Raw genomic sequence first — 19,292 nt, forward strand, 5'->3', positions numbered from 1 at the left:
GCCCAGCTCAATCCAGCACCACCGCATGAACACCCGCTGCCAACGCCAGCTTGTGCAGTACCGCAGACGGCATCGCACTATGCTGCAAACCGCGCAGATTGGCCAGTACCGGCAGATGGCTCAAACGGCGCACCTGCACCACGGCTTCCACATCCAGCCTGTGCGGGTATTCGGCGGTAAAACTCAATGTTCCGGCCTCCCCCAAAATAATCTGGGCATTGCCTTTGAGTGCAATCTGTTCGGCCGCCACCAGCCATTGACGGTAGGTATGGTGTTTGTCTTTACACAGCACCAGCGGCGTATTCAGACGGCCTACCTCTTCCTGCAACGCACGGTTGGTCATCAGTTCTCCGCCCAAATACAGCACATCGGCCTCCGCCTGCAAGGCATGGGCGATTTGGCGGACATCGCGTATCCGCACCAAAACGGGTTTCTCCGCCCCGTGGCACGCCGCCACCGTCTCGCGCATGGCGCGGATCTGCTCTTTTTCGCTGATGCGGCCGTTGTCGGCATAGGGGTGGTTGTCGACAAAAAACGGATCGCCGTACAGCGCGTCAAACGCGGCCATATCTGCCGTCCGCACTCCAATACGCACGCATTTTTCCCCGCCGAACGCGACACCGCGCACATGAATCACACTGTCCTCGGGCTGCGCTTCGCGGCTGACAATGCGCCAGTCGTCCAACACCCGAATAGCACGCTCCACCTGCGGCAGCGCGGCTGCCTCCTGCGGTTGCAGAATGCGCTCATCGCCCACCGCACCGATAATTGTCCGCTCCTCGCCGCGCGAAATATGCTCCTGCAACCCCCTGCTGCGGATCAGTGCCACCACCGCCGCTACCGCTGCCTCATCGGCATACTTCTGCATCACAATAATCATTCCTGCCCCCTGTCCGTGGTTTGCGCCGATGGTAGCAAGTTTTCCCGCCGCTGACCATGCAGGGCCGTCTGAAAACAGTCTCCCGAAACACTGAACGACCGCCGCCGTTTTCAGACGGCCCGAACCGTGCTTTTTCCCCAAGATGCGATTTGCTATACTGCCCCGCCTGTGCCGCCTGAAAACAGCCGCCTGCATGGCAGGTGTTGCGGTTGCCTGCCGGCCGTTCCGCACGAAAAACATCGGCAGCACCCAACGGCGAAATGCGTGCCGTCGGCCGCAGCTTCTGCCGCAACGACCAAACCGCCCGCCGCATTTTCCCATCCGCCGGTTACATTCCGCGAATGTGAACCATGCGGACCGACGCACGGGATACCGTCCTGATGGCGGCATGACGTTAAACCCGGCCGTACCGCCCGACAGCGGCGGCCGTCCTGACCTGCATCCGCCCGCGCAAAAACAGCAGGCACTGAGTAACCCTGTGAAGGAACCGCCGCCATGGCTGCAACCGCGCAAACCGTAAGCCTCAACGCCGTCTGGCCGTTTCTGCCGCCTGCCGCCGAGCTGCTGCGCGCCGCCAACCGTTTCCGCCGCCTGATTGTCTGCCTGCCGCAGCACGCCGTCCCGCAGCCCGATACCGCCGGTCTGCCCGCCGCAGCGGCCGCGCGCTGGCATCAGGCGTTTTCCGCCGTTTCCCTCGAAGCCGCCAGCCTCTTCCGCCATCTGATTGACAGGTGCGAATTATGGCTGTTCCCGCCGCAGGCCGCCGCGCATCTGAACGACTATTTTTCAGACGGCCTCTGCTGGCAGGACACGCCCATTCCCCAGCAGCCCGCCGCTGCCGTCAAACCGTGGTTCCGTCCCCCGCCGCCGATAACGCCGCGCCGCATTGCCGTCATCGGTGCGGGCATTGCCGGTGCCGCCTGCGCACGCATTCTGGCCGAACACGGCATCGGCGTCACGGTTTGGGAGGCGGGCAAAGCGGCACATGCGGCCAGCGGCAACCGCCAAGGCCTGCTGTATGCCAAAATTTCGCCCCACCCCACCGAACAGACCGAGCTGCTGCTCGGTGCTTACGGCCACACCCGCCGCGCCCTGACACGCCTGCTGCCCGATGCCGGTACATGGCAGCCCTGCGGCGTCCTCCACCTCAACCACAACGCCGCCGAAGCCCGCCGCAACGCCGCACTCGGCCGCCAAACGCACCACCGCCATCTGTATTACCCCGTCGATGGCGCGGCGGCCTGCCGTCTGGCCGGTATCGACGGCCTTTCAGACGGCCTGTTCTGGCCGCAGGGCGCATGGCTGCACCCGCCCGCCTTGATCCATGCCCTGCTCGATCACCCGCTGATTACCCTGTCCGAACACACTCCGCTGCAAACCGCCGGCTACCGCAACGGCCTCTGGCATCTTTCCGCCCCGCAAAACCGCCTGACCGCGTCCCATATCATTTTCTGTACGGGTGCCGACAGCCCGCAAATCCCGCTGCTGCACCATCTGCCGTGGCAGCTGATCCGCGGCCAGACCAATCTCGCCCCCGCCGACACCCGCTCGTCTGCCCTGAAAACCGCCCTCTCCGGCTCGTCCTATATCAGCCCCGCATGGCAGGGTGTCCACTGCTTCGGTGCCACCTTCCACCCGCACAACAACGACCGCCGCCTGCACCCTGCCGATACGGCCGCCAACCTGCACGACCTGTCCGCCCTGTATCCCGATTTGGCAGGCCGTCTGAACATCAGCGACCTGGCCCGCGGCCATGCCGCCGTCCGCTGCGACAGCCCCGACCACCTGCCCACCGTCGGCCCCGTCGGCGATGCCGCCGCCATGCGCCATGCCTACGCCCGTCTGGCCGACGATAAAAACCTGCCGCTGCAAACCGAATGCCCCTACCTGCCCGGCATCTGGGTCAGCAGCGGCCACGGCAGCCGCGGCCTCACCACCGCACTGTGGTGCGCCGAAGCCCTGGCCGCCGACCTGCTCGGCCTGCCCAACCCTCTGTCCCCTCGCCTGCGCGCCGCCCTGCACCCCAACCGCCACCCCATCCGCGCCATCGTCCGCAGCTGAGCCCCGTGTTATAATCCGCGCACCGGCAAACCATAAATAAGATTCAGGAACACACCATGCGACTGCTCCACACCATGCTGCGCGTCGGCAATCTCGACCGCTCCCTTGCGTTCTATCAAAACATCCTGGGCATGAAACTGCTGCGCAGACACGACTATCCCGAAGGCCGTTTTACCCTTGCCTTTATCGGCTACGGCGACGAAGCCGCCGAAACCGTCATCGAACTGACCCACAACTGGGACACCGAAAGCTACGACTTGGGCAATGCTTTCGGCCATCTCGCCATCGAAGTCGATGATGCCTATGCCGCCTGCGAAAAAGTCAGACAGCAAGGCGGCAAAGTTATACGCGAAGCCGGGCCGATGAAGCACGGCAGCACCGTCATCGCCTTTATCGAAGACCCCGACGGCTACAAAATCGAGTTTATCCAGAAAAACTCGGGCAGCGATTCGGTACAGTACACTGCCTGAATACCGCAGCAGGCCGTCTGAAAACGGGCAGAGCAAGTTTCTGTGAAGCCAAACGGGTTCCTGCAGAGCCAAAGCGAACGGAATGAGTTGCTGAGGAGCTCAAACCCGCAACCGTTTTAGCTCCTCAGACACCCGTTCCGCCCGTTTTCAGACGGCCTTAATGCACACAATACTTGACTAAAAAACTCAGGCATAAGAAAATAGCCGTCCCCCCCCCAACCGCCGCCGACCACCATGAGACTCACCACCAAAGGCCGTTTCGCCGTTACCGCCATGCTCGATCTGACCCTGCACTGCGGCAGCGGCGCGGTGCGGCTCAACGACATCAGCACACGGCAGCATATTTCGCTCTCCTATCTGGAACAGCTCTTTGCCAAACTGCGCCGTGCAGGCTTGGTCGAAAGCATACGCGGCCCCGGCGGCGGCTATGTCCTCGCACAGGCGGCCGACCAAATCAACATTGCCCAAATCATCGCCGCCGCCGAAGACAAACTCGATGCCACCCAATGCACCGGCCGTGCCGACTGCCACAACGGCACTCCCTGCCTGACCCACAACATCTGGGAAAGCCTCAACCACACCATAGACAACCACCTGCGCGCCATCACACTGGCCGGCGCATTGAAAGCCAACCGGGAAAACCATACCCACGTTGTCCGCTTTCCCCACATCAACTAAAACCGAATCCGTTACCCGAAACAGCAGAAAATACCGAGAAAGAACACACCATGACCACCACACCCATCTACCTCGACTACGCCGCCACCACACCGGTCGACAAACGCGTTGCCGAAAAAATGATTCCCTATTTAACCGAACAATTCGGCAACCCCGCCTCCAACAGCCACAGTTTCGGTTGGACGGCTGAGGAAGCCGTCGAAAACGCCCGCGCCGAAATCGCCAGACTGATTCACGCCGACGCCAAAGAAATCGTGTTCACCAGCGGTGCCACCGAATCCAACAACCTCGCCATCAAAGGCGCGGCCAACTTCTACAAAACCAAAGGCAGACACCTCATCACCGTTAAAACCGAACACAAAGCCGTACTCGACACCATGCGCGAACTCGAACGCCAAGGCTTCGAAGTCACCTATCTCGACGTACAGGAAAACGGCCTGATTGATTTGGACGTACTCAAAAACGCCATCCGCGACGATACCGTTCTGGTATCCGTGATGTGGGTAAACAACGAAATCGGCGTCATTCAAGACATTCCCGCCATCGGCGAAATCTGCCGCGAACGCAAAATCATTTTCCATGTCGATGCCGCCCAAGCCTGCGGCAAAACCCCGATTGACGTGGAAACGGCCAAAGTCGATCTGCTGTCCATGTCCGCACACAAAATCTACGGCCCCAAAGGCATCGGCGCGCTGTATGTGCGCCGCAAACCACGCGTGCGCCTCGAAGCGCAAATGCACGGCGGCGGGCATGAGCGCGGCTTCCGTTCCGGCACCCTGCCCACCCACCAAATTGTCGGCATGGGCGAAGCCTTCCGCCTGGCACGCGAAGAATTGGAACAGGACCGCGCCCACGCCCTCAAACTGCGCGACATCTTCCTGAAAGGCATCGAAGGCATCGAAGAAGTCTATATCAACGGCGATTTGGAACAGCGCGTGCCCACCAATCTCAACGTCAGCTTCAATTTCGTCGAAGGCGAAAGCCTGATTATGGCCGTGAAAGAACTCGCCGTATCCAGCGGCTCCGCCTGCACCTCCGCCAGCCTGGAACCCAGCTACGTCCTGCGCGCCCTCGGCCGCAACGACGAGCTCGCCCACTCCTCCCTGCGCATCACCTTCGGCCGCATGACCACCGAAGAAGAAGTGAAATTCGCGGCGGAATTGATCAAGGCGAAAATCGGCAAACTGCGCGACCTGTCGCCTTTGTGGGAAATGTTTAAAGACGGTATTGATTTAAGTACAGTCGAATGGGCAGAACATTAACATAAAAAAAGACCAACCAAAGTTGACCTTTGGTTGGCTAGTTCACAATGACAATGCCAAGTAGCGCATTTGGTAATTTTTCAACACCAGAGGTTCCCTGGCAAACATTATGAATAACTACTATTTTGATAAATAGTGTCATGATCGCTCCTTTAGAAGTCTGCTGTCAGCATAGCAAGATGCCAAAGGCACGCACACATTATTTGGAAACCAGCTTAAGTCGGACACAAATATTCGACTTAAGCTACAAGATATATACCTTGATAGCCACCATTTAAGCTGCTAGACTGAAACCGACAAAATCCACTAAAAAGGAACCCATCATGCAAACCGCCAAACTATTCCAAAACGGCCGCAGCCAAGCCGTGCGGCTGCCTGCTGCGTTCCGTTTTTCGGGTGATGAAGTGTATATCCGCCGCGATGACACCACAGGCGATGTGATTTTGTCGCAACGCCCGAACGACTGGCAGGGCTTTATTGCTGTCGCATCCGAACTGACCGAACACGATACCATCGAACGCGATGCCTCCGCACAGCAACGTGACCCGTTTGCAGACTGGCTGGAATAACCGTGATTTATCTTTTAGATACCAATATGGTAAGCCATATCCTGCGCCAACAACCCAATGTGATGGCAAAGCTGCAAAGTGTACCAATGGCTGATCTGCATATTTCGGCAGTAACGCACGCCGAATTAATGTATGGCTTGGCCAAAAAGCCCGATGCAGTCAAACTGCACCGCGCCGTGCATGAGTTGCTGCTGCGCGTCAGCGTATTGCCGTTTGATGATCAAGTAAGTACCCATTACGGAAACTTTAAATCACAGGCCGAACAAGCGGGTAAAAGCCTTGCTCCTTTGGATATGATGATTGCCGCACACGGTTCGGCAGTAGGCGCGGTATTGGTCAGCAACGATGCCGCTTTTCAAAAAATAGCCGGTTTGAACGTAGAAGATTGGACCAAGTCCTAAACTTCTCTTAAAACCAACCCCGTCTTGAATTCCTTTCAGACGGCCTTAAAAGACCGATTAACCGAATATATTACACAAGGAACCCACATCATGGCATACAGCGACAAAGTCATCGACCATTACGAAAACCCGCGCAATGTCGGCTCGTTCGACAAAGACGACCAAGATGTCGGCACCGGCATGGTGGGTGCGCCCGCCTGCGGCGACGTGATGAAACTGCAAATCAAAGTGAACGAAGCGGGCGTTATCGAAGACGCGAAGTTTAAAACCTACGGCTGCGGTTCGGCCATCGCCTCATCTTCGCTGATTACCGAATGGGTCAAAGGCAAAAGCCTTGATGAAGCCATGGCGATTAAAAACAGCGAAATCGCCGAAGAGCTGGAACTGCCGCCGGTCAAAGTCCACTGTTCGATTTTGGCCGAAGATGCCATTAAAGCGGCCATTTCGGACTACAAAAAGAAAAAAGGCGCGTAACCCTCTATACCGCCCGCAGGCGTTTCAGACGGCCCGCTTTGGACAAGGCCGTCTGAAAACGGGTGAAGCGGGTTTCTGCGAAGCTAAAACCCCGCGTTTTTAAAGGATAAAAGATGATTACTCTGACCGAAAATGCCGCCCGCCACATTCAGAATTTTCTGACCAAACGCGGCAAAGGCGAAGGTATCCGATTGGGCGTCAAAACCAGCGGCTGCTCGGGAATGGCGTATAATCTCGAATTTGTCGATGAGGTGCAGCCCGAAGACCGGGTATTCGAAGCATACGGCGTGAAAGTTTTTGTCGATCCGAAAAGTCTGGTGTACCTGAACGGTACCGAATTGGACTACACCAAAGAAGGCTTGCAGGAAGGCTTCAAATTCCAAAACCCGAATGTGAAAGACGAATGCGGCTGCGGCGAGAGCTTCCATGTTTAAAAACGAAAGTGCGTTTTAGCTTCACAGAAACCCATTCCGTTCGTTTTAGCTCCGCAGAAACCCGCTTCGCCCGTTTTAGCTTTGCAGAAACTCGCTTCGCTCGTTTTCAGACGGCCTGCCGCACAAAAACAGACGGGACAGCTGCAAAACCGTCCCGCCTGTTTTTGAAAGCCTGCCTGTTGTAGCTGCCTTTACCCTTTTTATTCCGTTCGACCCGATGGCGGAACAGATTGGATTGGACCAACGCCTTCAACGCATTGTCGCGTATCGGTCCTTTATTGATTTCGACCTTTCTAGCCATTTGATTTTCCTTGATAACTCAAGCCGCGCATCATAACGCCCGGCAGAAAATTCTGCAAGCATGAGCCAATATTTCGCCCTGTTCGGCCTGCCGCCGCAGTTCGACACTGACACCGCCGAGTTGGAAAAACGCTACCGCACACTGGCCGCGCAATGCCACCCCGACAAAACGGCCACCCGAAGCGCGTTCGATCAGAAGCAGGCCGTGATGATGGCGGCGGCCGTCAATGAGGCCTACCGCATTCTGAAAAACCCGATCGACCGCGCCGCCTACCTGCTGCGCGAAGTCCACCGGACAGATGCCGATGCACCCGAACACACCTCGTTTGCCGCCGAATTTCTGATGCAGCAGATGCAGTGGCGCGAAGAGCTGGACGACGCGCGCGGCAACGAAGCCGCCCTGAACGCGTTAAACCGCGAATTGGCCGCCGCCCACCATGCCCTGACCGACGAACTGGCCGCCGCTTTTGCCGCCGGAAACAGCGAAGCGGCCGCCGAACTGGTGCGCCGGGGCCGTTTTTTAACCAAACTGCAACAAGAAATTCAGACGGCCATGCCCTGACCGCGCGCTTTTGCCATCTGAAACAGACTTTAAACCAATACAACCATACCGAGAATTTTCATGGCACTTCTGCAAATTGCCGAACCCGGTCTCTCCGCCGCGCCCCACAGGCACCGTCTGGCCGTCGGCATCGACTTGGGTACAACCAACAGTCTGGTTGCCGCCGTCAAAAGCGGCCACGCCGTCTGCCTGGCCGACCAAGAAGGCCGCCGCACACTGCCCTCCGTCGTACGCTACGGCAGCGGCAGCGATGTCGAAGTCGGCCACGATGCCTTAAAAGCCCAGCGGATCGACCCGCTCAACACCATTTCTTCGGCCAAACGCTTGATCGGGCGCAAACTGGAAGATGTGGCCGCCGCACAGCTGCCGTACCGCTTCGGCAGCCACCCGCAAATCATCAGTCTGCACACCCGTCAGGGCGACAAAACTCCGATTGAAGTGTCGGCCGAAATTCTCAAAACACTGAAACAGCGTGCCGAAGCCGCTCTGGGCGGCGACTTGGTCGGTGCGGTGATTACCGTGCCCGCCTATTTCGACGATGCCCAACGTCAGGCCACCAAAGATGCCGCCCGTCTGGCCGGTCTCAACGTGCTGCGCCTGCTCAACGAACCGACGGCCGCCGCCATTGCCTACGGCCTGGACAACGGTGCGGAGGGTACATTTGTCGTTTACGATTTGGGCGGCGGCACTTTTGATGTTTCCGTACTCCAACTGACCCGCGGCCTGTTTGAAGTCAAAGCCACCGGCGGCCATTCCGCGCTGGGCGGCGACGATTTCGACCACCGCCTGTTCTGCCACCTGCTCGAACAAAACGGCCTCTCGCAACTGCCCGAGGCCGACCACCGCCTGCTGCTGGCCTTGGCGCGCGAAGCCAAAGAAACACTGACAACGGCCGAAACCGCCACCGTTTCCACCGTGCTTTCAGACGGCCGCCGCATCGAAACCCGCATCAGCCGCCGCGAATTTGCCAACCTTACCCAACACCTCGTGCTGAAAACCATCGAACCGGTCAAACAGGCATTAAAAGATGCCGGCATCGGCAAAACCGATGTCAAAGGCGTGATTATGGTGGGCGGAGCCACCCGTATGCCGTCCGTGCAGCAGGCCGTTGCCGCCTTTTTCGGCCAAACCCCGCTCAACAATCTGAACCCCGACGAAGTCGTCGCCCTCGGCGCGGCCATGCAGGCCGACGTGCTGGCGGGCAACAAAGCCGATCACGAATGGCTGCTGCTCGACGTTACCCCGCTGTCGCTGGGACTGGAAACCTACGGCGGGCTGGCGGAAAAAATCATTCCGCGCAACAGCACCCTGCCCACCGCCCGCGCCCAAGAGTTCACCACATTCAAAGACGGCCAAACCGCGATGACGATTCACGTGGTACAGGGCGAACGCGAGCTGGTGGCCGACTGCCGCAGCCTGGCCAAATTCACCCTGCGCGGCATTCCGCCGATGGCGGCGGGGGCGGCGCGTATCCGCGTCACCTTCCAAGTCGATGCAGACGGCCTCCTGTCCGTTTCCGCCCGCGAACAGACCACCGGCGTACAGGCACAAATCGAAGTCAAACCGTCCTACGGTCTGGACGACGAAACCGTTGCCCGAATGCTGCAAGAGAGCATGAGCCACGCGGCGGACGATGCCGCCCTGCGCGCGCGCGCCGAAGCTCGGGTGGAAGCCGAAGGATTGGTAGAAGCCGTAACCGCCGCACTCGCCTTGGACGGCGACCTGCTGAACCCGGAAGAATCCGCCGCGATACGGCAAGCCATTGACGAAACGCGCCGTGCCGCCGCAGAAGACGGTGCCGCCGAAATCCGTGCCGCCGTTGCCGCCCTCGGCCGTGCCACCGACGATTTCGCCGCCCGCCGCATGAACCGCAATATCCGGCGCGCCCTCTCCGGCCAAAACATCGAAGATATTTAACACCGATACGCTAAAAAAACATAACACACCATTTCAGGAACCCTCATGCCCAAAGTAACCGTTCTGCCCCATGCCGTCCTCTGCCCCGAAGGCAAAACCATAGACAACGCCCCCACCGGCCAAACCGTCTGCGACCTGCTGCTGGATCACGGCATCGACATCGACCATGCCTGCGAAAAATCCTGTGCCTGCACCACCTGCCACGTTATCATCCGCCAAGGCTTCGACAGTCTGGCCGAGCCGTCCGAAATCGAAGAAGACCTGCTCGATCAGGCTTGGGGTTTGGAAGCCGAAAGCCGTTTGAGCTGTCAGGCCAAAGTGGCCGATGAAGACCTGATTGTCGAAATCCCCAAATACACCATCAACCACGCCCGCGAACATTAAGCCGTCCGATACCGTTTTTCAGACGGCCTCAACCGCCTATTTCCAGAATCATTTTCCAGAGCAATCATCATGAAATGGACCGATACCCGCCGCATCGCTGAAGAACTGTTCGACACCCACCCCGACACAGATCCCAAAACCGTGCGTTTTACCCAACTACGCCAGCTGATTCTCGATCTGCCCGGTTTTGACGACGACCCTGCCCGCTGCGGCGAAAAAATTCTCGAAGCCGTCCAGCAGGCTTGGATAGACGAAGCCGAATAAAGGCCGACCGATGAACAGACACCTGCCGCACTGGGCGGCCGTACTCCTGATTCCCGCCGCCACCATCACCTACTTTCTGCTGTTTCCGGTCGGACGCGGCAGCACCGGCTATCTGATACGCGGCATCATTCTGGCCTGCGAAGCGGCATTCCTGTTCAAACTCGTCCTGTTTACCGCCATCGGCCACCACCTGCGCGGCGAAAAGGCGCAAAAACGGCAAAGTCTGTGGCTGCTGCTGCCGCTGATCGCACTGTCGGGCTATACCGTTGCCTATTTCCGATAAGCCCGTCAAAAGGCCGTCTGAATCCGATCAGCCAAACCGTATCAGACAGTCGGTCGGACTCTCGAATCCGACAAACGGCACATACGGCACAAACCGGATGCAAGGCAGCAGGGTTCCAATCCGATAATCCCGCCGAATGACTACGCCTGCCCCGAGTCCGCTGCCGCACACGCTTTACATTGACACCTGCCGCACCCGTTTTCAGACGGCCTGAAAGAAGATATGAACGACATCCGCACCGTTACTCTCGCCTTTACCGGCGCCTCCGGCCTGCCCTACGGCATGCGCCTGCTCGAATGCCTGCTGGCAGCGGGTAAAACCGTGTGGCTGCTGTATTCGCAGGCCGCACAAATAGTGGCACAGCAGGAAATGAACCTGACCCTGCCCGCCTCGCCCGCTGCCTGCCGCGCCATGCTGTGCGAAAAATTCGATGCAGACGAAACCCGGTTGCGCGTTTTCGGCAAAGACGAATGGTTTGCCCCGCCCGCCTCGGGCACCAACCCCGCCGATGCGATGATAATCTGCCCGGCCAGCATGGGCGTCGTGGCCGCCGTGGCACACGGCACCTCCGACCACCTCATCGAACGCGCCGCCGATGTGGCACTCAAAGAACGCCGCCCGCTGATTATCGTGCCGCGCGAAGCCCCGCTCTCCGCCCTGCATCTGGAAAACCTGCTCAAACTGGCACGCATGGGCGCGGTTATCGTCCCACCCTCGCCCGGTTTCTACCACCACCCCCAAACCATGCAGGATTTAATCGACTTCGTTACCGCCCGCATTCTCGACCAGCTGCATATTCCCCACCGACTGATGAAAAAATGGGGCGAATAAGGAAAACGGATGGAAGGACTGTACCGCTTTATCGAAATGTTGGCGAATTTTGTCAAATGGCTATTGACACTGCTCGACAAACTGTTTTAGAGTAGCCGAAATTTTCCACGCAATCGGAATCACCATGCACCGCTCCGCCAACACCGCAGTCTTTTATTGGTACCGCTCAAACGTGCGGTATCTTTTCGTGTCTGCGTAATCTGCGAAGCCATCGAATCCGAAAGCCGCCCGTCCAACCCAACCGGCGGCTTTTTTACACCCCCCATCAGGCCGCCCGAAACGGAAACCCGATATGAACCGCGAGGAGCCTGATATGCAAACCGCCCGCCAAACCGATCCCCGACCCGCAACCTGCCGCGAAGCCTTATCGCGCTGCGCTTTGGTGGTAGACGGCAACAGCCACCGCCCCGACCTTTCCAATCCCTGCCTGCCGCAGAATTTCGGCCCCGTAGCCGCCGAATCGATGCTGCCTGCCGTGCGCACTGTCGCCCAGATGATTGCCGCTTCGCGCCACCGCTTCGACCGCCAAAGCCCCCGTGTCTTTACCGATGAAGCCGACTGGTTTGCCGCCCGCATCATCGTTTTCCGGGCACGCCGCTTCCATCTCAATCTCAACCTGCACTTCATGCTGGAAACCGCCAACCGCCGTGCAGAAGCCTTTGCCAAAACGCACCGGCTACCGTTTGCGCCCGCCAAACTCCGCATCAGCCTGTATGCCGACCGCCCGAACAACCTGCTGATGATGGACTGCGCACTCAATTTGGACGGCAGCGATCTCGGATTGATTGAAAACAGCCGCCGTCTGGCCAGACTGATCCAACAGCCTTTCGCCTGATTTCAGACGGCCTGCCCGATTGCCGACATCAATAGAGCTGCCGGACAGCGGCAGCTCCTTTCAAACCACACGCCCCGTAGCCCCGTAGGTCGGATTCTCCGAATCCGACACAATAGGCCATCTGAAAACAGCGGCATCATTCCACAAACAGCCGGATACCCGTATCCGACTGAATATCCTCTCAAAAGACCCAGTACCTACCACGCCCCGTAGGTCGGATGCTCCGAATCCGACCATAGGCCGTCTGAAAACAGCAAACACCATTTCCTAAACAAACAACCGTATACCCGTATCCGGCCGGCAGGCTGCCTGAAAAACTCACCGGCAGCCGCACGGGCTGTATCCGAATGCTTTGCGGAACGCGCGGGCGAAGCTCTGCGGGTTGGTGTAGCCCGCTTCGCGGGCGGCGGTTTCGGCGGCGGTACCGTTTTTTATCAGGCTGCGGGCGTGTTCCAGCAGGCGCAGGCGGCGGTATTGGTCGATATTCTGTCCGTAGGCCGTCTGAAAATCGCGTTGCAGGGTGGTGGGGTTGCTGTGGCACAAGGCGGCCATTTCGGCCAGCGTCAGGCGGCTGCCGTTGTCGTGCAGCAGTTCGAGCAGGCGGGCCAGGCGTTTTTCGCGCGGGGTGGCGGGGGCGGTATCGGCTGCCTGCGGAAACAGGGTTTGCAGTACTTCGGCCAGCAGCGCGGTGCTGCACGCTTCCTGATGCAGCCTGTGCCACGGGCGGGGTGCGGCAGCGGCGGTCAGGCGGCGGATGTGGGCGGCGATGGCGGGGGTCAGCGGGAAGTAGTAGGGTTCGAGGTGGGCACGCCACACAATCTGCCTCAGAAACGGGTGGGCGGCACACCATTCCGACAAACGGGCGCGGCTGAAAAAGAGGACGAGTTCGCTCTGCCGCCCCGCATGGAAGATTTTGCCGGCTTCGACGGTTTCGCACACCGGCAGCAGCATTCCGGCCTGCGGACTGCCGGCGCGCAGCTTGAATTCGCGGCGGCCGACGCGCAGGTGGGTCTGGCCGCCCAAGTTCACCACCAGCCGCAAATCGGGTGTGAAGCCGACCTGCTGCTGCCAGTATTCGGGGGTTTCCAGTTCGCTGTATTTGTATTCGATGCCGTGTGCCAACGTGTGCAGGAACACTTCGCCGTTCTGCCTCCCGCTCAAACGCAGGTGGCGGCTGCCGCCGTTTCTGTCAATTTCGGTAATCGTCATGATGCAGACCGTGAAAATGTGTGAATCGGTACATGGAAATTGTCAATCTGTCGCTGCGCTTGCGCCGCCGCGCCATTATAATATGTTCTGTATTACAAATCATTCTCACATTTTTAAAGTCAACTAAGGTGATGCCATGAAACCTGCCTGCTTCAAATATTCCCTGCTGTACAGTGCTCTGCTGGCCGGTCTGGCCCACGCTGCCGATACCGTCGAACTGGACACCGTACAGGTCGAAGGCACGCGCAATGCCGCCCGTTACAGCTACATTCCCGAAGGCGGCCGCTCCGCCACCGCCACCAAAACCGACCGTCCCCTGTCGCAAACACCGAACACCGTCAGCGTCGTAACCCGCCGCCATCTGGACGAGCGCGAGCCTTTCGACCTGCCCACCACGCTGGCCTACACTTCCGGCATCAACCGCAGCGGCTACCGCAGCGAAAACAGCTGGATCGAAGCGAGCATACGCGGCGTGAGCGGCACGATGGGCGGCGGCTACGGCGCACCGTCCTACGGCGGCACCGAACCGACCTACATCAACGGCAGCCGCTATTTCGCCCACTTGGAGTTCAACCCCTACCTGCTGCAAAGCATCGATATCGCCAAAGGCCCGAATGCCGTGCTGTACGGCCAGTCCAACCCCGGCGGCATCATCAACATGAACCTCAAAGCCCCCACCGGCAGCAACGAGCATGAAATCATCGTCAAAACCGGCACCGGCAAACGCAAAGAAATCGATTTCGACATCGACCGCAGCCTGAACGATAATCTCGACTACCGCATCGTCGGTGCGGCCAAACAGGTTGAATGGCGCGTGGGCAAAAACGGCAAACAGCAGTCGTACAGCCTCGCCCCCTCGCTCAAATGGCGCAACGACCGCACCGAACTGAAACTCGACCTGCTCTACGAAAACCAGCCCAATGCCGGCGAACGCAACTTCCTGCCGCGCAAAGGCACCATCGACGCCTATTCGGACGGCACCCGCATTCCCCGCGACTTCTTCGCCGGCGATCCGGGCTTCCACAAAGAAAGCAACCGAAAACTGCGTCTCGGCTACGACCTCACCCACACCGTCAGCGACAAACTCACGCTCAGCCAGCACGCCGCCTACGGCCGCTACGGCAGCTACATGAAAGTCCTCGCCTCGCTCGAAGGCGGCCCGTGGACACGCTTCACCCGTCCGAAAGCCGTCCAGCAGGGCATACTCGGCAGCGGCGAAAAAGACATCTACCGCGAATCGACCACCTGGGACTACAACTGGCGCGAATTCCAAATCGACAACCGCGCCCGCCTTACCTTCGACACAGGCCGTCTGAACCACACCCTCCTGGCCGGGCTGGACTACTACAACGGCCGCCAGTCGCTGCAAAAGTGGGAAAACACGCCCCAGTACGGCATCAACAGCGCGAACCCGGTATACGGCGTACCCATCCTGCCCTTCCCGCAGACCGCAGACCAAACCGGCCGCATCAGACAAACCGGCCTCTACCTGCACGACCAAATGCAGGCCGGCAACCTGCACCTGCAAATCGGCGGCCGCTACGACATGGCGCGTACCGCCCAGAGCGACCCGTTCTCCAACGGCAGCAGCCAGAGCCTGAAAAACAACCGCTTCACCTGGCGCACCGGCGCACTGTACCAACTGCCCTACGGCATCAGCCCCTACGCCTCGTACAGCACCACCTTCATTCCCGCCACAGGATTCGACAACAACGGCCGCGCCCTGCAACCCGTTACCGCCGCGCAAAAAGAAATCGGCATCAAATACCAGCCCGCCGACAACTTTATGCTGACCGCCTCACTGTTCGACATCCGCCAGAAAAACCTGTCCGCCACCGTACGCAGCCTGCGCACCAGACAGCCCGACGGCAAATGGACCAGCGGCATCGTACAGGACGGCCAAGCCCGCTCGCGCGGCTTTGAGCTGGAATGGCAGGGCGACATCACCCCCGCCTGGGGCATCAGCGGCAGCTACACCTACCTGCGCCAGACCATCGAGCGCGACCCCGCCGGCACCAGCCAAGGCAACACCCACTGGGGTCTGCCCGCCCACAGCGGCGCACTCTGGACCGACTACCGCGTCCAACGCGGCGCACTGCGCGGCCTGAGCGCGGGCATCGGCTACCGCTACACCGGCACCACATGGGGCAACAGCCTGAACACCTTCAAAGTCCCCGCCTACGGCCTGTGGGACCTGAAACTGGCCTACAAACCCGGCGAACGCTTCGCCGCCCTGCGCGGCAGCACCGTCCAGCTCAATATCCAAAACCTGGCCGACAAAAAATACGTCGCCTCCTGCGCCGAAGAGTTTGCCTGCTTCTACGGCACCGGCCGCCGCGCCACACTCTCCTTCGGCTACCGCTGGTAAACCGCAGGGCAGGCCGTCTGAAACAGGCTGCCTGCCCCCGCAGCAACACAGGCTCGTTACCCGGTATCGGACATTGGCAGACCGCAACAGGCCGTCCGAACCCGCAGCAACCGCCATCGGATTCCCGCGCCCGTCAAAACATACAGGACGGGTACTTTATCCGCCCGACCTGCCTTTCAGACGGCCTATGGCCGTCTGAACACCGGCAGACGAAGCCCGGCATCAACATGACAAGGACAAACATCAGCCGTCCGCAACCGACCACACCGGATTCAAAAATCGACCCGCCGAAAACGGAAAACTACACGTAGGTCGGATATTCATATCCGACACCGACAAACCGCAGACAGGCCGTCTGCAAAGGCTGCCTGAAAACACAACAGCCCACCCCGTAGATCGGATATCCATATCCGACACGGCAAACCGCAGACACCGACAAACCGCAGCAGGCTGCCTGAAAACACAGACAGGCCGAACCCGGCACCCGCCTTTTCAAGGCTGCCGCAACCGCCCGCATACCCGAACCGACAGGAACCGCACCATGACCGCACCGCACCCCCGCCGCGCCCGCCACATCCACGTCCAAAGCTGGCAGGATTTAAGCCCCAACCTGCGCCGCATCGTCTTCCACAGCCCCGAACTGGCCGACTACCCCTACCGCTGCAACGGCGCACACATCAAACTCCTCTTCCCCCGAGACGGCCAAACCGTCCCCCAACTGCCCGAATACAGCGAAACACGCGGCATCATCTGGCACGACAAAACCGCCAAACCCCTTGCCCGCGCCTACACCCTGCGCCATTTCGACCGCGAACGCCTCACCCTCACCGTCGATTTCGTCCTGCACGGCGACAACGGCCCCGCCTCCGCCTTTGCCGAAACCCCCGCCGTCGGCCGCACCGTCGGCCTGTCCGTCCCCGGCGGCCCCGTCCCCATGCTCAAACCCGCCGCCCGCTACCTGTTCGCAGGCGACCTGACCGCCCTGCCCGCCATCCACGCCATGCTGGAAGAAGCCGACCCGCAGGCCGAAGGCGACCTTCTGCTCTGGCTGCCCGAACCCGCCGACCTGCCCGACCTCCCCCTGCCTGCCGCCATGCGCCTGCACACCTTCTACGCCCCGCTCGGCCGCCCCGAAACCGCTGCCGAAATGGCAGCACAGTTCGCCCGCTGCCGCCCCGCACAAAACGACGCATACATCTGGATTGCCGGCGAAGCCGACCTGACCGCCCGTCTGCGCCGCACCGCCCGCCAAGACTGGCAGATCCCGCTCAAAAACTGCTACGCCATCCCCTACTGGCGCATCGGCGAAAACGAAGACGACTACCACGACAAACGCCACGACTTTCTCGACAGCGATGCCACCGGCAGCCTGAACTGAAACCGCACAGCAGCAGCCTGAAACCGGCGGGCGGACACCCCGTATGCCGCACCGTCTGCTGCCGAAAAACCCGTCGGATTTGAAAACCGCCCCGGCCGCCGCCGACAGGCCGTCTGAAACAAAGCGTAGGTCGGATACTCCGTATCCGACATTCCCGACAACAAACGGCTGCTGCAAACCGCTGTCGGATGCTGAGTATCCGACCTACCAAAAACTGAAACATAACTCCGCAGGTCAGGATACCCGACAAACCGCAACCGCCCGCAAAACACCGCCATTTTGCGGCAGCCGCGCCATCCCGCTCAGGCCCTTGGCGTATAAAGATACCGCTTCTGCGGACAGGAAAACCGCCCTATACTGCCGCCAACCCCGTCGGATTTGAAAATCCGGCCTACCACTACGCCGACAGGCCGTCTGAAAAGAACGTAGTCGGATACTCCGTATCCGACATTCCCGATAACAAACTACTGTTACAAACCGCTGTCGGATACTGAGTATCCGACCTACCGGAAACCGAAAAACAACTACTCGCAGCAAACCGGATACCCGTATCCGAACAAGCCATACCGGCAAGACAAACCGACCAACACCCGAAACCGACCGCCATGCCCAAATACCTGACCCTCCTGCTCTTTCTGACCGCACTGGCCGCCTGCCGCAGCGAGCCGCCCGCAGACGGCACCGCTTCCGCCGCCCGTTCGGACGGCCCCGCCATCGAAACCGTGCACGGCAGCCTGAACCTGTCCGCACCGCCGCAGAAAACCGCCGTTTACGACTTCGCGCTGCTCGACACCCTGACCGCGCTCGGCATCGCCCCCGCCGCCGTCCCCGCCAAACGTTTCCTGCCCTATCTGGAAACCGCCGCACAGGACATACCCACCGCCGGCACGGTGTACGAACCCGACTACGAAGCCCTGGCCCGCATCGCCCCCGACCTGATTCTCACCGGACTGGCCAACTCCAAAATCCGCGGCAACCTCGCCCAAATCGCCCCCGTCGCCGACCTGCCGATAGACGGCAGCCGCCTGATCACCGGCGGCCTCGAACGCCTGGACCAACTCGGCCGCCTCTACGGCCGCAGCCGCCAAGCGGACGAGTTGCGTACCGGCATCGAATCCCGGCTGGCCGCCGCCCGCCGTGCCGCTGCCGCACTGGGCAACGCACAAGGCGCGGTCGTCATGATCCACGGCAGCAAACTTTCCGTGTTCGGCCCCGACTCCTACTTCGGCTGGATTTACCGCGAAATCGGCCTGCACCCGCTTGAAAACGGCATGCCCGAAAGCGGCCGCGCCATGCCCGTAACCCACGAATATTTCAGCCGCCACCGCCCCGAATGGCTGGTCGTCATCGACCGCAACCGCGCCATCGGCGAACAGCGCACGGACAGCGGCGTACTCGATACCCCGCTGCTGCGGCAGACACCTGCCTTCGCCAACCGCCGCATCATCTATCTGAGCAGTGCCGCCTTCATCGCCGGCGGCGGCGTGCGGCAGATGCAGCAGGATTTGGACAGGCTGGCCGAGGCACTCTCCGCGCCCTGACACAAGGGCAGGGAATGCCGCCTGCCGCAACCACCGCGCAGACAGGGTAACTGCACCCGCTCCGCAGCACCGTCCGCCGTCCGTTTCCCTCCGACAGCCGCCCACAGGCCGTCTGAATACCGATGCAGACTGCTGCGGCGCACACAGACAGCCGCTTCCCGCAATAAAGACCAGCGGCACCCGCCGGAACA

The 19,292-nt window shown here is 60.2% G+C and carries 21 protein-coding genes; 18 read left to right on the plus strand and 3 right to left on the minus strand.

Annotated features, from left to right (window positions below; genetic code table 11):
- Positions 1-7 precede the first annotated feature (7 nt).
- The gene (locus ORY85_RS04215) at positions 8-880 is read right to left on the minus strand and encodes a chorismate mutase (RefSeq protein WP_274571205.1); all 873 of its coding nucleotides are present in this window, start codon (positions 878-880) and stop codon (positions 8-10) included.
- Positions 881-1,375: 495 nt separating this feature from the next.
- Here ORY85_RS04215 and mnmC point away from each other — a divergent pair, with 495 nt between their 5' ends.
- From mnmC to iscA, 8 genes are all read left to right on the plus strand, one after another.
- Positions 1,376-2,941, plus strand: a complete 1,566-nt coding sequence (gene mnmC / locus ORY85_RS04220; RefSeq protein ID WP_274571204.1) for an FAD-dependent 5-carboxymethylaminomethyl-2-thiouridine(34) oxidoreductase MnmC — start codon at positions 1,376-1,378, stop codon at positions 2,939-2,941.
- A gap of 56 nt (positions 2,942-2,997) precedes the next feature.
- A complete protein-coding gene (gene gloA, locus ORY85_RS04225; RefSeq protein WP_274571203.1) occupies positions 2,998-3,411 on the plus strand; it encodes a lactoylglutathione lyase in 414 nt (137 codons plus the stop codon).
- 234 nt (positions 3,412-3,645) lie between these two features.
- Positions 3,646-4,089, plus strand: coding sequence for an Rrf2 family transcriptional regulator (locus ORY85_RS04230; protein ID WP_274571202.1), 444 nt, complete (start codon positions 3,646-3,648; stop codon positions 4,087-4,089).
- A gap of 50 nt (positions 4,090-4,139) precedes the next feature.
- A complete protein-coding gene (locus ORY85_RS04235; protein WP_274571201.1) occupies positions 4,140-5,351 on the plus strand; it encodes an IscS subfamily cysteine desulfurase in 1,212 nt (403 codons plus the stop codon).
- Positions 5,352-5,674: 323 nt separating this feature from the next.
- Positions 5,675-5,920 (plus strand): antitoxin, encoded by a 246-nt coding sequence (locus ORY85_RS04240; protein WP_274571200.1) that lies wholly within the window; start codon positions 5,675-5,677, stop codon positions 5,918-5,920.
- A gap of 2 nt (positions 5,921-5,922) precedes the next feature.
- Complete coding sequence (locus tag ORY85_RS04245) at positions 5,923-6,321, plus strand: type II toxin-antitoxin system VapC family toxin (RefSeq protein WP_274571199.1); 399 nt, start codon at positions 5,923-5,925, stop codon at positions 6,319-6,321.
- Positions 6,322-6,411: 90 nt separating this feature from the next.
- On the plus strand, positions 6,412-6,795 hold the full coding sequence (gene iscU / locus ORY85_RS04250; protein WP_274571198.1) for a Fe-S cluster assembly scaffold IscU: 384 nt from the start codon (positions 6,412-6,414) through the stop codon (positions 6,793-6,795).
- A 113-nt stretch (positions 6,796-6,908) separates the two neighbouring features.
- Positions 6,909-7,229: an iron-sulfur cluster assembly protein IscA gene (iscA, locus tag ORY85_RS04255; RefSeq protein WP_274571197.1), complete on the plus strand. Its 321-nt coding sequence runs from the start codon at positions 6,909-6,911 to the stop codon at positions 7,227-7,229.
- 106 nt (positions 7,230-7,335) lie between these two features.
- Here iscA and ORY85_RS04260 read toward each other — a convergent pair whose 3' ends face one another.
- The gene (locus tag ORY85_RS04260; protein ID WP_274571196.1) at positions 7,336-7,530 is read right to left on the minus strand and encodes an alternative ribosome-rescue factor A; all 195 of its coding nucleotides are present in this window, start codon (positions 7,528-7,530) and stop codon (positions 7,336-7,338) included.
- A gap of 60 nt (positions 7,531-7,590) precedes the next feature.
- Here ORY85_RS04260 and hscB point away from each other — a divergent pair, with 60 nt between their 5' ends.
- The 7 genes from hscB (at position 7,591) to ORY85_RS04295 (ending at position 12,605) form a co-directional block, all read left to right on the plus strand.
- Positions 7,591-8,091: a Fe-S protein assembly co-chaperone HscB gene (gene hscB, locus ORY85_RS04265; RefSeq protein WP_274571195.1), complete on the plus strand. Its 501-nt coding sequence runs from the start codon at positions 7,591-7,593 to the stop codon at positions 8,089-8,091.
- A gap of 60 nt (positions 8,092-8,151) precedes the next feature.
- Entirely contained in the window at positions 8,152-10,008 is a 1,857-nt protein-coding gene (gene hscA / locus ORY85_RS04270; protein ID WP_274571194.1) for a Fe-S protein assembly chaperone HscA, read from the plus strand.
- A gap of 45 nt (positions 10,009-10,053) precedes the next feature.
- On the plus strand, positions 10,054-10,392 hold the full coding sequence (fdx, locus tag ORY85_RS04275; RefSeq protein WP_274571193.1) for an ISC system 2Fe-2S type ferredoxin: 339 nt from the start codon (positions 10,054-10,056) through the stop codon (positions 10,390-10,392).
- Between the two features lie 69 nt (positions 10,393-10,461).
- Positions 10,462-10,656 carry a Fe-S cluster assembly protein IscX gene (gene iscX, locus ORY85_RS04280; RefSeq protein WP_274571192.1) on the plus strand — a complete coding sequence of 65 codons (195 nt, stop codon included), beginning with the start codon at positions 10,462-10,464 and terminating at the stop codon, positions 10,654-10,656.
- Between the two features lie 10 nt (positions 10,657-10,666).
- On the plus strand, positions 10,667-10,939 hold the full coding sequence (locus tag ORY85_RS04285) for a hypothetical protein (protein WP_274571191.1): 273 nt from the start codon (positions 10,667-10,669) through the stop codon (positions 10,937-10,939).
- A 222-nt stretch (positions 10,940-11,161) separates the two neighbouring features.
- The gene (locus ORY85_RS04290) at positions 11,162-11,770 is read left to right on the plus strand and encodes a flavin prenyltransferase UbiX (RefSeq protein WP_274571190.1); all 609 of its coding nucleotides are present in this window, start codon (positions 11,162-11,164) and stop codon (positions 11,768-11,770) included.
- 292 nt (positions 11,771-12,062) lie between these two features.
- A complete protein-coding gene (locus ORY85_RS04295; protein WP_274571189.1) occupies positions 12,063-12,605 on the plus strand; it encodes a hypothetical protein in 543 nt (180 codons plus the stop codon).
- Between the two features lie 318 nt (positions 12,606-12,923).
- On the opposite strand, the gene ORY85_RS04300 is transcribed toward ORY85_RS04295, so the two are convergent.
- Positions 12,924-13,814 carry an AraC family transcriptional regulator gene (locus ORY85_RS04300; RefSeq protein ID WP_274571188.1) on the minus strand — a complete coding sequence of 297 codons (891 nt, stop codon included), beginning with the start codon at positions 13,812-13,814 and terminating at the stop codon, positions 12,924-12,926.
- A 136-nt stretch (positions 13,815-13,950) separates the two neighbouring features.
- Here ORY85_RS04300 and ORY85_RS04305 point away from each other — a divergent pair, with 136 nt between their 5' ends.
- The 3 genes from ORY85_RS04305 to ORY85_RS04315 all read left to right on the plus strand — a co-directional run bounded on the left by ORY85_RS04305 (position 13,951) and on the right by ORY85_RS04315 (position 19,101).
- Complete coding sequence (locus ORY85_RS04305; RefSeq protein WP_274571187.1) at positions 13,951-16,182, plus strand: TonB-dependent siderophore receptor; 2,232 nt, start codon at positions 13,951-13,953, stop codon at positions 16,180-16,182.
- A 541-nt stretch (positions 16,183-16,723) separates the two neighbouring features.
- Entirely contained in the window at positions 16,724-17,560 is an 837-nt protein-coding gene (locus ORY85_RS04310; RefSeq protein ID WP_274571186.1) for a siderophore-interacting protein, read from the plus strand.
- A 605-nt stretch (positions 17,561-18,165) separates the two neighbouring features.
- Complete coding sequence (locus tag ORY85_RS04315; RefSeq protein WP_274571185.1) at positions 18,166-19,101, plus strand: ABC transporter substrate-binding protein; 936 nt, start codon at positions 18,166-18,168, stop codon at positions 19,099-19,101.
- The last annotated feature ends 191 nt before the right edge of the window (positions 19,102-19,292 follow it).

It is taken from the genome of Neisseria leonii (assembly GCF_028776105.2).
Lineage (GTDB): Bacteria > Pseudomonadota > Gammaproteobacteria > Burkholderiales > Neisseriaceae > Neisseria > Neisseria leonii.

Excerpts from the sequence above, each read along its gene's own strand:
- iscX (WP_274571192.1), top strand. The coding sequence starts at position 10,462 with ATGAAATGGACCGATACCCGCCGCATCGCTGAAGAACTGTTCGACACC.
- ORY85_RS04315 (WP_274571185.1), top strand. The coding sequence starts at position 18,166 with ATGCCCAAATACCTGACCCTCCTGCTCTTTCTGACCGCACTGGCCGCC.
- gloA (WP_274571203.1), top strand. The coding sequence starts at position 2,998 with ATGCGACTGCTCCACACCATGCTGCGCGTCGGCAATCTCGACCGCTCC.
- ORY85_RS04260 (WP_274571196.1), bottom strand. The coding sequence starts at position 7,530 with ATGGCTAGAAAGGTCGAAATCAATAAAGGACCGATACGCGACAATGCG.
- ORY85_RS04310 (WP_274571186.1), top strand. The coding sequence starts at position 16,724 with ATGACCGCACCGCACCCCCGCCGCGCCCGCCACATCCACGTCCAAAGC.
- mnmC (WP_274571204.1), top strand. The coding sequence starts at position 1,376 with ATGGCTGCAACCGCGCAAACCGTAAGCCTCAACGCCGTCTGGCCGTTT.
- ORY85_RS04215 (WP_274571205.1), bottom strand. The coding sequence starts at position 880 with ATGATTATTGTGATGCAGAAGTATGCCGATGAGGCAGCGGTAGCGGCG.
- ORY85_RS04230 (WP_274571202.1), top strand. The coding sequence starts at position 3,646 with ATGAGACTCACCACCAAAGGCCGTTTCGCCGTTACCGCCATGCTCGAT.
- hscB (WP_274571195.1), top strand. The coding sequence starts at position 7,591 with ATGAGCCAATATTTCGCCCTGTTCGGCCTGCCGCCGCAGTTCGACACT.
- ORY85_RS04240 (WP_274571200.1), top strand. The coding sequence starts at position 5,675 with ATGCAAACCGCCAAACTATTCCAAAACGGCCGCAGCCAAGCCGTGCGG.
- ORY85_RS04285 (WP_274571191.1), top strand. The coding sequence starts at position 10,667 with ATGAACAGACACCTGCCGCACTGGGCGGCCGTACTCCTGATTCCCGCC.
- ORY85_RS04300 (WP_274571188.1), bottom strand. The coding sequence starts at position 13,814 with ATGACGATTACCGAAATTGACAGAAACGGCGGCAGCCGCCACCTGCGT.
- ORY85_RS04235 (WP_274571201.1), top strand. The coding sequence starts at position 4,140 with ATGACCACCACACCCATCTACCTCGACTACGCCGCCACCACACCGGTC.
- iscU (WP_274571198.1), top strand. The coding sequence starts at position 6,412 with ATGGCATACAGCGACAAAGTCATCGACCATTACGAAAACCCGCGCAAT.
- hscA (WP_274571194.1), top strand. The coding sequence starts at position 8,152 with ATGGCACTTCTGCAAATTGCCGAACCCGGTCTCTCCGCCGCGCCCCAC.
- fdx (WP_274571193.1), top strand. The coding sequence starts at position 10,054 with ATGCCCAAAGTAACCGTTCTGCCCCATGCCGTCCTCTGCCCCGAAGGC.
- iscA (WP_274571197.1), top strand. The coding sequence starts at position 6,909 with ATGATTACTCTGACCGAAAATGCCGCCCGCCACATTCAGAATTTTCTG.
- ORY85_RS04305 (WP_274571187.1), top strand. The coding sequence starts at position 13,951 with ATGAAACCTGCCTGCTTCAAATATTCCCTGCTGTACAGTGCTCTGCTG.
- ORY85_RS04295 (WP_274571189.1), top strand. The coding sequence starts at position 12,063 with ATGAACCGCGAGGAGCCTGATATGCAAACCGCCCGCCAAACCGATCCC.
- ORY85_RS04290 (WP_274571190.1), top strand. The coding sequence starts at position 11,162 with ATGAACGACATCCGCACCGTTACTCTCGCCTTTACCGGCGCCTCCGGC.